The sequence below is a fragment of the Paenibacillus sp. RC334 genome (genome assembly GCF_030034735.1).
GTDB classification, from domain to species: Bacteria; Bacillota; Bacilli; order Paenibacillales; family Paenibacillaceae; genus Paenibacillus; species Paenibacillus terrae_A.
The window spans coordinates 2,403,445-2,417,175 of the sequence record NZ_CP125370.1; the positions used below are offsets into that span (position 1 = coordinate 2,403,445).

At 49.9% G+C, this 13,731-nt stretch carries 10 protein-coding genes and 2 pseudogenes; all 12 read left to right on the forward strand.

The window, feature by feature from the left end:
• The first annotated feature begins 22 nt into the window (after positions 1–22).
• Positions 23–1,745, forward strand: a pseudogene (locus QMK20_RS11325) (ABC transporter substrate-binding protein).
• Between the two features lie 84 nt (positions 1,746–1,829).
• Positions 1,830–2,783: an ABC transporter permease gene (locus QMK20_RS11330; protein ID WP_044645538.1), complete on the forward strand. Its 954-nt coding sequence runs from the start codon at positions 1,830–1,832 to the stop codon at positions 2,781–2,783.
• Between the two features lie 15 nt (positions 2,784–2,798).
• Positions 2,799–3,725: an oligopeptide ABC transporter permease gene (gene opp4C / locus QMK20_RS11335; protein WP_283655777.1), complete on the forward strand. Its 927-nt coding sequence runs from the start codon at positions 2,799–2,801 to the stop codon at positions 3,723–3,725.
• Positions 3,726–3,738: 13 nt separating this feature from the next.
• Complete coding sequence (locus tag QMK20_RS11340; RefSeq protein ID WP_283655778.1) at positions 3,739–4,722, forward strand: ABC transporter ATP-binding protein; 984 nt, start codon at positions 3,739–3,741, stop codon at positions 4,720–4,722.
• Complete coding sequence (locus tag QMK20_RS11345) at positions 4,715–5,683, forward strand: ABC transporter ATP-binding protein (RefSeq protein ID WP_283655779.1); 969 nt, start codon at positions 4,715–4,717, stop codon at positions 5,681–5,683. The genes QMK20_RS11340 and QMK20_RS11345 overlap by 8 nt, the downstream gene beginning before the upstream one ends.
• A gap of 262 nt (positions 5,684–5,945) precedes the next feature.
• Entirely contained in the window at positions 5,946–6,215 is a 270-nt protein-coding gene (gene rpsN, locus QMK20_RS11350; protein WP_044645534.1) for a 30S ribosomal protein S14, read from the forward strand.
• Positions 6,216–6,450: 235 nt separating this feature from the next.
• Positions 6,451–7,443, forward strand: a complete 993-nt coding sequence (locus QMK20_RS11355) for a cation diffusion facilitator family transporter (RefSeq protein WP_283655780.1) — start codon at positions 6,451–6,453, stop codon at positions 7,441–7,443.
• A gap of 207 nt (positions 7,444–7,650) precedes the next feature.
• Positions 7,651–9,168 (forward strand): hypothetical protein, encoded by a 1,518-nt coding sequence (locus QMK20_RS27620; RefSeq protein ID WP_481857794.1) that lies wholly within the window; start codon positions 7,651–7,653, stop codon positions 9,166–9,168.
• Positions 9,141–9,572: a hypothetical protein gene (locus QMK20_RS11360; protein ID WP_481857795.1), complete on the forward strand. Its 432-nt coding sequence runs from the start codon at positions 9,141–9,143 to the stop codon at positions 9,570–9,572. The genes QMK20_RS27620 and QMK20_RS11360 overlap by 28 nt, the downstream gene beginning before the upstream one ends.
• Positions 9,573–9,588: 16 nt before the next feature.
• The gene (locus QMK20_RS11365) at positions 9,589–11,511 is read left to right on the forward strand and encodes a glycosyl hydrolase (protein WP_283655781.1); all 1,923 of its coding nucleotides are present in this window, start codon (positions 9,589–9,591) and stop codon (positions 11,509–11,511) included.
• 55 nt (positions 11,512–11,566) lie between these two features.
• Positions 11,567–12,688, forward strand: coding sequence for a glycoside hydrolase family 88 protein (locus tag QMK20_RS11370; protein WP_283655782.1), 1,122 nt, complete (start codon positions 11,567–11,569; stop codon positions 12,686–12,688).
• A gap of 365 nt (positions 12,689–13,053) precedes the next feature.
• Positions 13,054–13,452: pseudogene (locus QMK20_RS11375) on the forward strand (RDD family protein); the annotation flags it as partial.
• Between the last annotated feature and the right edge of the window lie 279 nt (positions 13,453–13,731).

Consider the following 13,731-nt stretch of genomic DNA (forward strand, 5'->3'; position numbering starts at 1 on the left):
TAATTAACGCGGGGGGATTATTTTGAAAAAAGGAATCATTCTACTAAGCAGTTTACTACTATTAAGTTCAACCTTATTAGCGGCTTGCTCTAGCGGTGGATCGGACAGCGCTAACAGCGCCACTCCGCAGGGTAATGATGCTGCACAGACGGCTGCTACTGCGCAGCCTTTGACAAGTCTGGTAGAAGCATCGGATTTGACCAAGCTGCCGGATGTGTCCAAAAAGAGAAACGACACGATAATTGTCGGTCTGACCGACCCGGCAGGGGTGTTCACTCCCTATTTCAACCAAAGTGGCTATGATGGCAACGTGATTTCGCAGTTGTGGACTCCACTGGTTACGGTAGATGAGAGGGGGGCTTCCGCTGCCGAATCTTGCTAAGAGCTGGGATATCTCCAAGGATAATCTGACGTACACGTTTCATTTGGTTCCCGATACGAAATTCAGCGACGGTTCCCCTCTGACGGCAGAGGATGTCGGTTTTACATGGACGCTGATTTATGACAAAGCCTATGCTGGAGATAGTCCAATCCGCAAATTGAATATTAAAGGCGGCAAGGCCTATACCGAGGGCAAATCGAAACAAATTGACGGGATCAAGGTCATTGATCCGCAAACGATCTCGGTAACGCTGGAGAAGCCAAACGCGCTGGCGTTGACAACTCTGGGCTCCGATGTCTTGTCCAAAGCCTACTACGGCAAGGATTATAAGTTTGGACAACTGGATTACTTTAAAAATCTGCATGGTAGTCCTTTGGGTAACGGCGCTTACAAGTTGGAAAAGTTCATTCCGGGGCAAGAGGTCCGTCTGGAAGCCAATGATAACTTCTTCAAAGGCAAACCGAAAACACAGCATTTTATCTACAAAACCGCGGAAGGCGATGCTTGGCAGTTTATTGAGACAGGCGATACCGACTTTGCCCAATTCACCGCGACTCAGGAGAACATTGATAAACTGAAAGGGCTTGGCTTTTTAAACATTTTGCCTTATACCCCAAGCACTTACGGATATATTCAATTAAATCTGGAGAATGAAAAGCTTAAGGATAAGAAGGTTCGTCAGGCGTTGACTTATGGTCTGGATCGCAAAACCATTTATGTAGATGCAGCGCAGGGAGCAGGAGCGGTGGCTAACATTCCGTCTTCTCCAATTTTCTGGTCCTATACGACAGACGGGGTAAACCCGTACAATTATGACCCGGAAAAAGCGAAAAAGCTGCTGGATGAGGCGGGCTGGGTAGCAGGCAGTGACGGTATCCGTGAGAAAAATGGTCAGAAGCTGACCATTCACATGCTGACCTCCAAACGCCCGGAAACAGACACATTTATTGCGCTTGCGGCTGAAAATTACAAGGAGATTGGCGTTGATTTCCAACCAGAAATTTTCGCAGACTTTAATGCGATGGTCGCCAAGGTAGATGGTAAGGATTACGATATGGCTTCCTTCTCCACTCCGATGCTGACTGACCCATCTGATGGAATCGAGCAATTCGTCGATGGGGAAATCAAGGGGTATAACAATCCGAAGGTAAAAGAGCTGTATGAAAAAGGCTTATCCACGACGAATATTGAGGAACGCAAAAAAATATATAAAGAACTGTACTTACTGCTTAACGATGAGCTGCCCGTCATTTTCACGAACTATAAGAAAACAGTATATGCCTACAATGGCCGCATGGAACATGTAAAGGTCAGTCCGTTCATTGGCTTGTCCGGCAATCTGTTTGAATGGTCCCTTAAATAAAGCCATGCTTGCGGGCCCCTTGTGAAGAATCGTCAGTTCCGATCAAGGGGCCTCCCAAATGGGGTGAAATGAAAGGAGTCTGTCATGAGTTCGTTTTTAACGAAAAGACTGACGTATATGATCATTATTTTATTGGCCGCTTCGATGATGATTTTTTTTCTGTACGCCATGACACCGGGGGATTTCATCAGCGGCGATCTCAAGCTGTCGCCAGAGAGGAAGGCGGAGCTGAGGGAAATATACGGACTGAACAAGCCCATTCTGGAACGCTACGGAAGCTGGCTGTGGAATGCGCTGCATGGCAATTTTGGTTATTCACTTGCCCAGCAAAAGCCAGTGCTGACCTTGTTTAATGAATATATCTGGAACTCGTTTTTACTAGCGATTGTATCGACCTTCCTGACGTGGGTGATTGCTGTCATTATTGGTGTGGTTGCTGCTTATAAGCAGTATTCGTGGTTCGATACCCTCGTCATGGTGGTGATTTTTGCCGCGATGTCTGTTCCATCTTTTTTTATCGGGCTGTATCTGATCAAAGTTGCAGCAGTCGATCTCAAATGGCTGCCACCGGGCGGCATGCTCAATACGGGCAGTAACGCTACGGGTATGGAGTATGTGAAGGAGGTCCTTCAGCATATGATCCTGCCAGTGACCGTCATGACGCTGCTGGGACTGGGTTCACTGACCCGTTACTTCCGCAGCAATATGATCGACGTGATCCAGCAGGACTATATCCGTACGGCCCGCGCGAAGGGCTTAAAGGAAAGAAAGGTACTCTTTACGCACGCTTTGAGAAATGCGTTGCTGCCTGCAATTACGTTGATTGGCTTCGAATTGCCTGCATTGTTTGGCGGATCGCTTATTATTGAAAAGATTTTCAACTGGCCGGGAATTGGTCAGCTGTACATGCTATCCTTTTCGCTTCGGGATTACCCTCTGCTCATGGGCTTTACGATGCTGATTGCCATCTTGAGCGTCATTGGGACGCTGCTGTCCGATATTCTGTATCGTATCGCGGACCCGCGTGTGAAGGTGTAAGGAGGGGGCTATGGAATGTCATCCGTTAGCAGTAATTTGAGCAAAAGCAGCGGCAAGCTGCGAATAGCTGCAAAATCTTCAATGTGGCGGCAGGCGCTGCGGCAGCTGTTCAGAAACAAGCTGGCTATGGCCGGGCTGCTCGTCGTTGTATTTATGTTTTTGATCTGTTTTATTGGTCCGTTATTTTCTCCCTATGCTGATAACAAAACGAATATATTGATGATGAACAAGGCACCGAACATCCATCACTGGCTGGGAACAGACAAACTGGGACGGGATGTGCTGACCCGTGTGATGCAGGCAGGCCAAATTTCCCTCACTGTGGGATTGGCATCTATGGTGTTGTCTGTCTTTTTGGGAGCTACGCTGGGCGTTATATCGGCGTATTTTCGCGGGATTGCGGATCAGATCATTATGCGTATCGCTGATTTGTTGCTGACCGTTCCGAGTTTGCCGCTGCTGTTCATTATGGGCGCGCTACTGTCCGACTGGAAGGTTCCCCCGGATCAACGTATGTATATCGTTATGCTGATGCTTAGTCTGGTCAATTGGCTAGGGATCGCGCGGATGGTGAGAGGTCAGATGCTTAGTTTGCGGGAGCGTGAATTTATGCAGGCTGCAACAGTGCTGGGACTGTCGAATCGACGCAAGCTGTTCAAGCATCTATTTCCTAATATTATGCCGTTGCTGATTGTTATCGCCACTTTGAACATTGGCGGAGCTATCCTGAGTGAATCTGTACTTAGTTTCTTCGGCCTTGGCGTGCTACCTACAACACCGACTTGGGGCAACATGATTGATGCGGCCAACAATGTGCTGGATTTTCAGCAGCGTCCGTGGATGTGGATACCGCCTGGCCTTTCCATTTTTGCTACGGTCATCGCCATTAATATTTTTGGTGACGGACTGCGGGACGTACTTGACCCGAAACATAAGAGGTAGGTGATCATACACCATGAACAATGTACTTTCGATTGAGCATTTAAGCACTCATTTTTATACAGAAGAAGGCACGGTCAAGGCGGTGGATGATGTCAGCTTCCGTGTGAAGTTGGGGGAGACGGTATGTATTGTCGGCGAATCAGGCTGTGGCAAAAGCATCACTGCGATGTCAATCATGGGCCTGATCCAGAGCCCCGGCGGTAAAGTGGCAGGCGGAAGCATCCGTTTTGAGGATACCGATCTGCTGGGGCTTAGCAGAAATGAGATGCGCACGATTCGCGGTCATGAGATATCTATGATTTTTCAGGAGCCGATGTCATCGCTGAATCCGGTCATGACCATTGGGGAACAGTTATCCGAGCCGCTAGTCGAGCATTTGAAAATGGGCCGCAAGGAAGCGCACAAGCGGGCGCTGGAGCTAATCGCACAGGTAGGCATTTCCCGACCTGAGCAGATTATGAAAAGCTATCCGCATGAGCTGAGCGGTGGAATGCTACAGCGCATCATGATTGCCATTGCCGTTTCCTGCGGACCCAAGCTACTCATTGCTGATGAGCCGACGACGGCGCTGGACGTAACGATACAGGCGCAAATTCTCGACATGCTGCGTGAATTCAAGGCGCAATCCAATATGTCGCTGATGCTGATCACCCATGATCTGGGCGTTGTTGCGGAAATGGCAGATTACGTCATTGTGATGTACGCAGGCAAGATTGTCGAGGAAGGCGAAGTGGTACAGCTATTTAATCATCCCAAGCATCCTTACACGCAAGGATTGCTAAAATCCAAGCCGGTGCTAAATCAGCGTCAAAAGGAACTGTACTCCATCCCTGGACAAGTGCCTAATCCACTGGAGCTGACAACATCCTGCTATTTTCATGACCGCTGCGGGCATTGCATGGATATCTGCCAAGTGAAGGAGCCTGTATTAAAAGAAGTTTCAGCACAACAAAAGGCATCCTGCTGGTTATATGAGGAGGCGGTTGTTCATGGCTGAGCCATTGCTGGAAATCGACCGCTTAAAAACGTATTTTCCGGTCAAGTCCGGGTTTATGAACCGTACAACGGGGTATGTGCGGGCGGTGGACGATATCAGCTTTACGATCCGTCAGGGGGAAACCTTCGGTCTGGTGGGCGAATCGGGAAGCGGCAAAAGCACGGTAGGCCGCACGATTGTCAGATTGACGGACAAGACGGACGGCACCATTAAATACAAAGGAGTGGACCTGCACAGCCTGTCCGCCAAAGGGATGCAGGAGCTCCGCCCTAAAATCCAGCTGATCTTTCAGGACCCGTACAGTTCACTGAACCCACGTGTGCGCATCGGAGATGCCATTGGGGAGGCGCTGCTGGATCACGGGATAGCGACGAAAGAGCAGGTCCGGCAGATTGTACTGGACGTGCTCAAGCTGTGCGGATTGTCGGAGTATCATATCGACCGTTTTCCGCATGAATTTTCGGGTGGTCAGCGCCAACGGATAGGCATTGCCCGGGCGCTGGCGCTCCAGCCGGATCTGATCATTGCAGATGAGCCGGTGTCGGCGCTGGACGTGTCCATTCAGGCGCAGATTATTAACCTGTTCTCCAAATTGCAGGCCGAGCGGGGGCTGACGTATTTGTTCATCTCGCATGATTTAAGCGTGGTGGAGCATCTGTGTTCCCGCATAGGAGTGATGTATTTAGGCTCCATGGTCGAAACCGCTTCGCGTGACGAGCTGTTCGGGAATCCGCTTCATCCATATACGAAGGCGTTGCTGTCGGCGGTACCGATCCCGGTGCCGAAGCTGAAAAGAGAGCGGATTTTGCTCAAAGGGGATATTCCAAGCCCGGTTAATCCACCTTCCGGCTGCAAATTCCATACTCGCTGTCCCTTTGCTATTGACCGCTGCTCCAAAGAAATTCCACTCTATCGTGAGGCTCGTCCAGATCACTGGGTGGCTTGCCATTTGGCTGAATGAACAGAACTAAGCCAGTAAATTTTGAAGCCGTTGAAACGGCAGACCGTACATCACAATGAATCGGTTCTGTTGTTTCAGCGGCTTTTTAATGTTGTGATCCAAGCCGCTTGGGTTGACAACCCATCTAAAATAGCGCTATATTAAATATTAATCGTAATTATTACTATTTAAATGAAAATCATGTCCATTTCCGTGTTCGTCCATCCAGTGGTAAGGGTGGAGAGCCTTCATGATTGGCATATATAACAAGGAGGAGCTTTACATGGCTAAGAAGTCGAAAGTGGTTAAAGAGAAGAAACGTCAGGAAATCGTAGCTAAATATGCAGATCTGAGACGTGAATTGAAAGCAAAAGGGGACTACGAAGCATTGCAAAAGCTTCCGCGTGATTCTTCCCCGACTCGCCTGAAAAGTCGTTGCGAGCTGACAGGCAGACCGAGAGGATACCTGCGCAAATTCAAGCTGTCCCGTATCGCGTTCCGCGAGCTGGCTCATAAAGGCCAAATCCCAGGCGTTACGAAAGCCAGCTGGTAATCAGGTTATCCGTGTTCTTAACCTGATGCAATGTATCACAGAGGGGTGAACAGGGAATGCTTCGCGTCACAGGATGACGTGGAGCATTCTTTTTTTATGGCATTTAAATCGCTGTTTGTATTGCTTCTCCCCGAATGGTTAGGTAAAATATGGACGGGTTAAAAATAATACATAACAAAAGATTACATAATGTGGCGATATCAGATTATGTATACCTCAGGAGGAAAGCTACAGGATGGATGAGCAGCAGAAAAAAGATTCATTTTGGAGTCTGGTGAAAAAGGGGAACAAGTCCTCAGGCTCGGCAGCACTGGGTAATACCGGTATTGCGATAATTAAGGGGATTGCTTTTGCCTTGACAGGCAGCGGTTCCATGTTTGCCACCATGATGCATTCGATTGCAGATGCGGTGAACCAGGTGTTTGTATTCGCGGGCAGTGTGCTGGCAGAGAAAAAGCCGACAAAACGCTTTCCTACCGGCTTTGGACGGGTAATTAACCTGTTTTGTATGGTCGCGGTTATTGTCGTGACGATCATGGCCTATGAAACTGCATTGGAAGGCATCCATTTGTTGCAGCATCCGGCTGAATCCACACATGGATTTTGGATTAATGTGGTGGTCCTGATTTTGTCTCTGGTGGTTGACGGGTTTGTATGGAGCAAAGCGATGAAGGAAGTGCTGCATGAATCCAGAGTGGAGGCGAAGGGTTTTGGCATTTTCACCTCTGCGTTTCGCCATGTGGGACGTGCTGCACCGCCAACTCGTCTGGTGTTTTATGAGGATTTGGTAGCAACAACGGGTGGTGTGCTTGCTTTGCTGGCGGTTGTGGTTACCTCGTTGACAGATTTTAAGCTGCTGGACGGGATATCGAGTATTCTCATCGGTTGTCTTATGGTAGGCGTTGCGTTTCGGGTTGGCTACGACAATATGGTGGGCTTGATTGGAGTATCTGCTCCCCCTGATATCGAAGAACGCGTGGCATCCATTATTCTTGCAGATACGCATGTGACGGATATTTACCAAATGCGTATTTTGCAGGAGGGACGCTACTATCACGTAGAAGGACTGATTGAGCTCACACCGGGAATGACACTGGCAGATGCGGACGATATCAAATTCAGAGTTGAGGATGCTTTGTTACGTGATCCTAATATCTCAGATGCAGCACTTGGTATTCTGGAGGATGACGGGATTAAAAACTGGAAACCAGAAAAGCCCAAAGCCTAGAAACGATAAATCCAGGCGAATCTGGACAGAACTTGGCAATAGCGTAACAAGAACTTTCGCGACCACAACAACGTGGTGTGGAGGTTCTTTTGCGTTTGACGATATTGTTTTCTACCCCTTTGAATTTAGGCGGATTGTTAGATACAATGAAAGCGTTAACAAAAAAAGAAAGCGAAAACGAATGTGTCTCATGGGGAGGAAATACAAATGAGTCTTCTGAAGGAGGCTTGGCCTGCTTCGCGGCTCGTCACGGTGCTGGCTGGCGGCTCGCAGGATGTAGCAAGGCAACAGTTAAGGCGTGAGTGGACGAAAAGGCTGCGGGTAACTGTCTCTGAGCCGATATATGCCGGGCTTTGGAAGGATATTGAGCGTGTCTGTGAGAATAACCGGGAAACGCCATGGCCGACGCTTTCGTTGTCTCTGTTCCGGCAGTTTGCGAATACTGGGGAGCGCAAGCCGTATGAGGATGTGTATTTTGAACGGCGTGGACGTCTGGTTGCCTTAGTGCTGGCAGCCGTTGCCGAGCCGGAGTCTTGGCGGATCAAAGAGGTGGAAAGAGGTCTCTTGGACATCTGCGGGGAGTATACATGGGCACTTCCTGCACATGTCAGGGAAGAAGATACGGTGACACCGCCCCGGCAGCAGGTGGATTTGTTCGCTTCTGAAACCGCGCAAACGCTGGCTGAAATCATATTGCTGCTTGGTGAGCAACTGAATAGCCATGTGGTCGCTCAGGTGCGTGGTGAGGTAGAACGACGTGTTTTAGAACCTGTATTCTGGGAGCCGCGTCATTTTCAGTGGGAAACAGCGGATCACAACTGGGCGGCTGTATGCGCTTCCGGCTGCGGAATCGCCGTGTTGCTGCTGGCAGAAGACGATCCACGCAAAGCTGCGGCTATCGAGAAAATGCTCGGTTCACTGGACTGCTTCCTGGCAGGCTACAGGGAGGACGGTGGTTGTCCCGAAGGAGTCGGTTATTGGGTGTATGGCTTTGGTTATTTTATCTATTTTGCCGATATGCTACGTGAGTTTACCGAGGGGACTGTGGATATCCTCACCTCGGAAAAGGTTAGGCAAATAGCGGCCTTTGCGGAGCGGGTTCATCTGTCGGAAGGCATTTTCGCCAATTATTCGGACAGCAGTGAAACCGAACGTCTTCCATCCGGACTCATCTCTCGTTTGAATGCTTTGCAGGGGCGACCGTCTACACTGCCTTTCCGCATACCGGGTCTACTGGAGGACCCTTGCCGTCGTTGGGCGCATGTATTGCGCAATCTGGTTTGGACGAATCCTTTGGCCTTTGGGAACAGTGAGGCTGTAGTCGATTATTTGCCACAGCTCGGGTGGCTGATGTGCCGCAGCCACAGCCACAACCACAACCACGGTATATCTGGAACTCCAACAGTTGAACAGGCCGCTATATTTGCCTTTTCAGCTAAGGGGGGCATAACGACGAACCGCACAATCATAATGATCTGGGACATTTTATCCTTCATGGCGGTGGTGAAAATCTGCTGTGTGATCTGGGAGCCGGCTTATATACGAAAGCCTATTTCTCACCGGGGCGAGAGTCGATCACCAACATTTCCTCTGGTGGTCATTCTGTGCCTGTTATTAACGGGATCATGCAGCAATCAGGCGTGGAGGCACAGGCAGTTGTGCTGGATATTGCCTTGGGAGAGCAAGGGGCCGCACAGATGGACACAAGGTTTAAGCTGGATCTGACATCTGCGTATCCCGTAGAAGAATTGGCGCTGTTCACCCGCTCATTTGCATGGAATGTGTTGGAGAGGAACGAGGGGGCGAAGCTTACCGTCACAGATCATTTTGAGTTTGAGACGTCTGACGGGAGCATACAGCCTTGGGATGTGGAAGAGAACTTGATCAGCCGTATTCAGCCTTATACGGGAACAGGCTTTGTGGAATGGAAGGGAGCGAGTGCGGCGGTCAGGCTGGATTATGATGCCAGCGTGCTGCGTCTGGAGGTGGAGGCTGTGCAGCATATGGATCATGACGGGGTACCGTTTGTGTTTTATAAAACATCGTTAGGGCTGGCCTCGGATCGCTGTGGCGGCGCTGCAAGCGTGGATTGCGAGCTGTTTTTTACCATAAATCATTCTTCATTTTGAATGGGAGGCTGACAGAATGAATAAACTGCACACAGGCAGCGTGTATCCTTGGCAGACGGAGCTGGAGGATTTTATAGAACGGTTGGATGAACAGTTGGAAATCGGGCTGAATCGAGTGGAGGACGGCTGGACTCACCAACGTAAGCTTGCTGTGCTGGAAAAGCTGGTTCGTGCTTATACCCCGCATCAGGATGAAAATGGGGCCATCATCGACCCTCATTCTGATAGTGAACGGTACTACTCAACTCCATCCTATGCTTTGGCAGCGGCGGTACTGGTCAAAGAAGGTCGGCATGACTTGCTCGAATCCGCTGCTGCGGCTTTAACACACAGCATAGCGTGTGTGGTGGAGGAAAAGGCCCCGGATCACCATCCGGACTTTTTTCCAATCATGATGATGGGGGCATATCGACTGCTCAAAAACCTGCTGCCAGAGCAGGCCATAGCATGGAAGCAGCGGTTGAGCCAGATTCAACCGGAAGATACCTACATTTTTACGATGAGCAAAATGAAAAATCCGAATCGTATGATCAACTGGAACGCGATTATGATTTCCGGTGAGTTTATGCGTGCGGCAGAAGGAATTGCCGCGGATTCGGAATGGATGGAGGCGTATATCCGTAGTTATCATTTGCCTCGATTTACCGGATTGGGATTGTATCAGGATGGTCCGCTGGACCGGCCCAATAGCCCGTTTGCCTACGATATCGTCACACGCTTTCACCTGGGCGTGATGCTGGAGGCGGGATATGATGGCGGCTGTGCCCCTGAACTGCGCGACCATCTTCACAGAGGGGCGCTCAGCTCGCTACTGGCGTTATCCCCGCAAGGGGAAATTCCACCGCGTGGAAGAAGCGCGCAGCATCAGTGGAACGAAGCTGCGGCGGCCTTCGTCTTTACGACACATGCGCAGCAGGCTTTTGCAGCGGGCGAGTACGGGCTGGCAGGGGCATTCCGGCGGGCAGCGGACCTGTGCTGGCAGGCGATTGGTCGCTGGCAGACCGACGAAGGCAAGCTGCATATCGTCCGCAACCATTATTCGTCCGAGGCTCGGCATGGCTTCGAGGTGTACTCGAACCATACCTGCTACAGTCTGTGGACGGCTGCTGCGCTGGCTTATACACTTCTGCACGGAGCGGATTTGGAGCGCATTTCACCATGCTCAATTCCGGCGGAAATGGGCAGCAGAGTGCTGGAAACGGACGGCTGGTTCCAGACGGTCATTGCGACCGTAGATGGGCAGCAAATGCTTGTGCAGACATCGGTCAATGACCCGTACAATATTCCCGGCATCGTGCGTATTCAGCGTTCCACGCTGCCTCCACTAATCGGTCCGTCCTCGGCAGGGCATGCAGACCGTGGCTTTACAGGCTTTGCGGAAGGGGATATTTTCCCGCTCAGCTATACCCCGGCCTGGCAAACGGAGGATGGGAAATGGCACAGCCTGTCGGAAGGCATTCCCGGCACGCTGGGGTTCGACCGAGATGGAGGTATTGATCCGTTGGACGGTGGGGGATCGGTACAGATGGAGCAAAGCACCACATCTGATAGAGAGACTGATTTTACGTTGTTGTGGAAGGGTCCGTTTCCGGGCGTGTGGGAAATTCGAACGCAATATCGGCAGGTACCCGGCAAAATTGAGGTGACATATGAGCTTCAAGGCAATATTCAGGCTGTGGGGGCACTTATTCCTTTAATGGCGTATGACGGTCAGGAACGCAGTGTCATTCACCATGTCATGTCGGCAGGTGAAGAAAAGGAAAGCATTCGGGTGGAATATGCAGGTGCGAGTCTGGAAGTTATTCCAGCAACGAAAGGAACGAATGTCGTGTGGCCAGAAGAACTGGCTTCTGTGGCCTGTCGGAATGGATTACTCAAGGGAGCACGTCTGGAATGCGAGGGTAGCCATATTTCTTTTATCATTCATTTGCCAGCATAAATAAGGGCCGGAACAATCGATTTTTTAACATGTGGAAAAGGGAGAGTGAAGAGCAATGACTGAAACAGAAGCATGGCTGGAACAATCGTGGGAGCTGGCTTTGGATAAAACGCTTGCCTTGGCGGCAAGACTGGGGAACGCCTTTCCACATGTTGCAGAAGGTGGACGTTATGATCATCGTGAGGAAGAATGGTGGACGGCAGGCTTTTATCCAGGTTTGCTGTGGCTGATAAATCGAGCACGTCCTGCCAGCGGAGCTGCCAGCATTGCACAGCAGTGCGAGGAACGTCTGGAAAAGGTGCTCTACAATAGTGAAGCCGTAGACCATGATCTTGGCTTTATTTGGCTGCCCAGCGGTGTGGCAGCCCATCGGTTGACTGGAGATCCAGAATCCAGAAGACGTGGGCTGTTAGCCGCTAACCTGCTGGCTGCGCGTTTTAACGTGAATGGCCGTTTTATTCGCGCGTGGAATTTCCACGCCAAGGACATGGATACGCGGGGCGTAGCGATTATAGACAGTATGATGAATCTGCCCTTACTCTATTGGGCTTCGCAGGAAAGCGGGGACCCGCGTTTTGCCGCTCTGGCTGTGCAGCATGCCGATACCGTAGCGCGTGAGTTTGTCCGTGCTGACGGTTCGATTGCGCATATGGTCGAGTTCGATCCGGAGATTGGAAAAAAACGCGCCGAGCACGGCGGACAGGGATTTGCACCCGGCTCTGCCTGGGCACGTGGCACATCATGGGCTTTGTACGGTTTTACGCTTTCGTATGGGTACACACGCGATTCGCGTTATTTGAAGGTAGCCGAGAACACGGCAGACTTTTTCCTGTCCCAACTGGGCGATGCTTGCCTGCCTGTGTGGGATTTTAGAGCGGAGGAGGGGCACCGTGAAGCTTGGGATTCGTCTGCTGCGGCGATTGCAGCGAGTGGCCTGCTGGAGCTGGCAAAATATTCGACGCGTGCGGAGCATTTTACGACGGCAGCAGAATCCATTCTTAAGGGCTTGCATGAGACATGTACAGCATGGGAGCAGGATCATGAGGGACTGCTCATGAATGGAACTGTACACTATCCCGAGCAAAAATACATTAACGTTCCCATTATCTACGGCGATTATTTCTTTGTCGAGGCACTGGCAAAACTGCGTGGAGAAGATGGCTTGTTTAGTGTGTAATTCGGGATAGTCGGGGAATCGGGATGCGGAAAATCTACGGCAGGCCGGACTATTATTTGCCTAGGCGCCTTGTAGGGCCGGTGAAGGCAGCGTGTGTGTAATTTTCATTTACATATACGCTGTTCTTTTATAACCGAAATAGCTGATTGCAATTCGATGCTAAAGAACTACTTCTAGCAGGAGAGAGGGGATAGCTTTGTTTAGTTCATACTAAATCTGAGGAAAAATATTGAAGATAAGCTCTTAGCTCTTATAAAATTTTTCATTTTAATGCATGGATATAGGTCCTGTTGCTTGTTTATGAGAATGTATTCGTAAATTGACAAATGGGGTAGGCATCGGCTCTTTTAGTAGGCGGAGTATTTTTCATGATCCCAGTCCCGCTGGACATGGAGGAGGTTGGTTTCATTAAAGCATTACATATGTTGTGGCCGCTGATCTTTTGGCTCATAGTGCCGTGGCTGTATTGTGTGCTTTGGGAGTCGTCAAATGCACAAGCAACGCCGGGCAAGCTTGCGTTTTCTCTAATTGTCGTGAACGAGGAAGGAAGGCGTCTTGGATTCATGCACGCCTCCGGGCGTTATTGGATTAAAGCTATTTCTGGTGTATTTGTTCATATTATTTACATCGTTGTTGCTTTTACTGCAAAAAAACAGGGACTACACGATCTTTGTGCCAAAACCTTGGTTGTGAATAAAAAAGAGCTGCAACGACATGGACAGCATCCGTCTTTATCCCCGGTATCTACGAATATCATAAATTGATGAACAGCGAAATTTGGAAACGATTCCTGGGACAAATTCCGGATTTAATGAAGCAAAATGTTAACAAGAGACCAGCTAGTGCCTGAGAAGCATTAGCCGGTTTCTTTGTTTTTCATTTTGCCAGAAAAACTTTCCCTTGGTTCCTATCTCTTTATTAGATCTCTCCACAAAATTCTAATCTTAAAAAGGTTTAGACAATCCAAGAATCCCAGGGCAGCAGCGATCGTAAGATCAAATCCTACGCGCAGCGCCCTCACACACCCGAACCCCTGCGTCCTT

What these genes read in the sequence shown, in the direction of transcription:
- QMK20_RS27620 (WP_481857794.1), top strand. Translation starts at nt 7,651, where the DNA reads ATGAGTCTTCTGAAGGAGGCTTGGCCTGCTTCGCGGCTCGTCACGGTG.
- QMK20_RS11330 (WP_044645538.1), top strand. Translation starts at nt 1,830, where the DNA reads ATGAGTTCGTTTTTAACGAAAAGACTGACGTATATGATCATTATTTTA.
- QMK20_RS11370 (WP_283655782.1), top strand. Translation starts at nt 11,567, where the DNA reads ATGACTGAAACAGAAGCATGGCTGGAACAATCGTGGGAGCTGGCTTTG.
- QMK20_RS11340 (WP_283655778.1), top strand. Translation starts at nt 3,739, where the DNA reads ATGAACAATGTACTTTCGATTGAGCATTTAAGCACTCATTTTTATACA.
- QMK20_RS11365 (WP_283655781.1), top strand. Translation starts at nt 9,589, where the DNA reads ATGAATAAACTGCACACAGGCAGCGTGTATCCTTGGCAGACGGAGCTG.
- QMK20_RS11355 (WP_283655780.1), top strand. Translation starts at nt 6,451, where the DNA reads ATGGATGAGCAGCAGAAAAAAGATTCATTTTGGAGTCTGGTGAAAAAG.
- QMK20_RS11360 (WP_481857795.1), top strand. Translation starts at nt 9,141, where the DNA reads ATGGACACAAGGTTTAAGCTGGATCTGACATCTGCGTATCCCGTAGAA.
- opp4C (WP_283655777.1), top strand. Translation starts at nt 2,799, where the DNA reads ATGTCATCCGTTAGCAGTAATTTGAGCAAAAGCAGCGGCAAGCTGCGA.
- QMK20_RS11345 (WP_283655779.1), top strand. Translation starts at nt 4,715, where the DNA reads ATGGCTGAGCCATTGCTGGAAATCGACCGCTTAAAAACGTATTTTCCG.
- rpsN (WP_044645534.1), top strand. Translation starts at nt 5,946, where the DNA reads ATGGCTAAGAAGTCGAAAGTGGTTAAAGAGAAGAAACGTCAGGAAATC.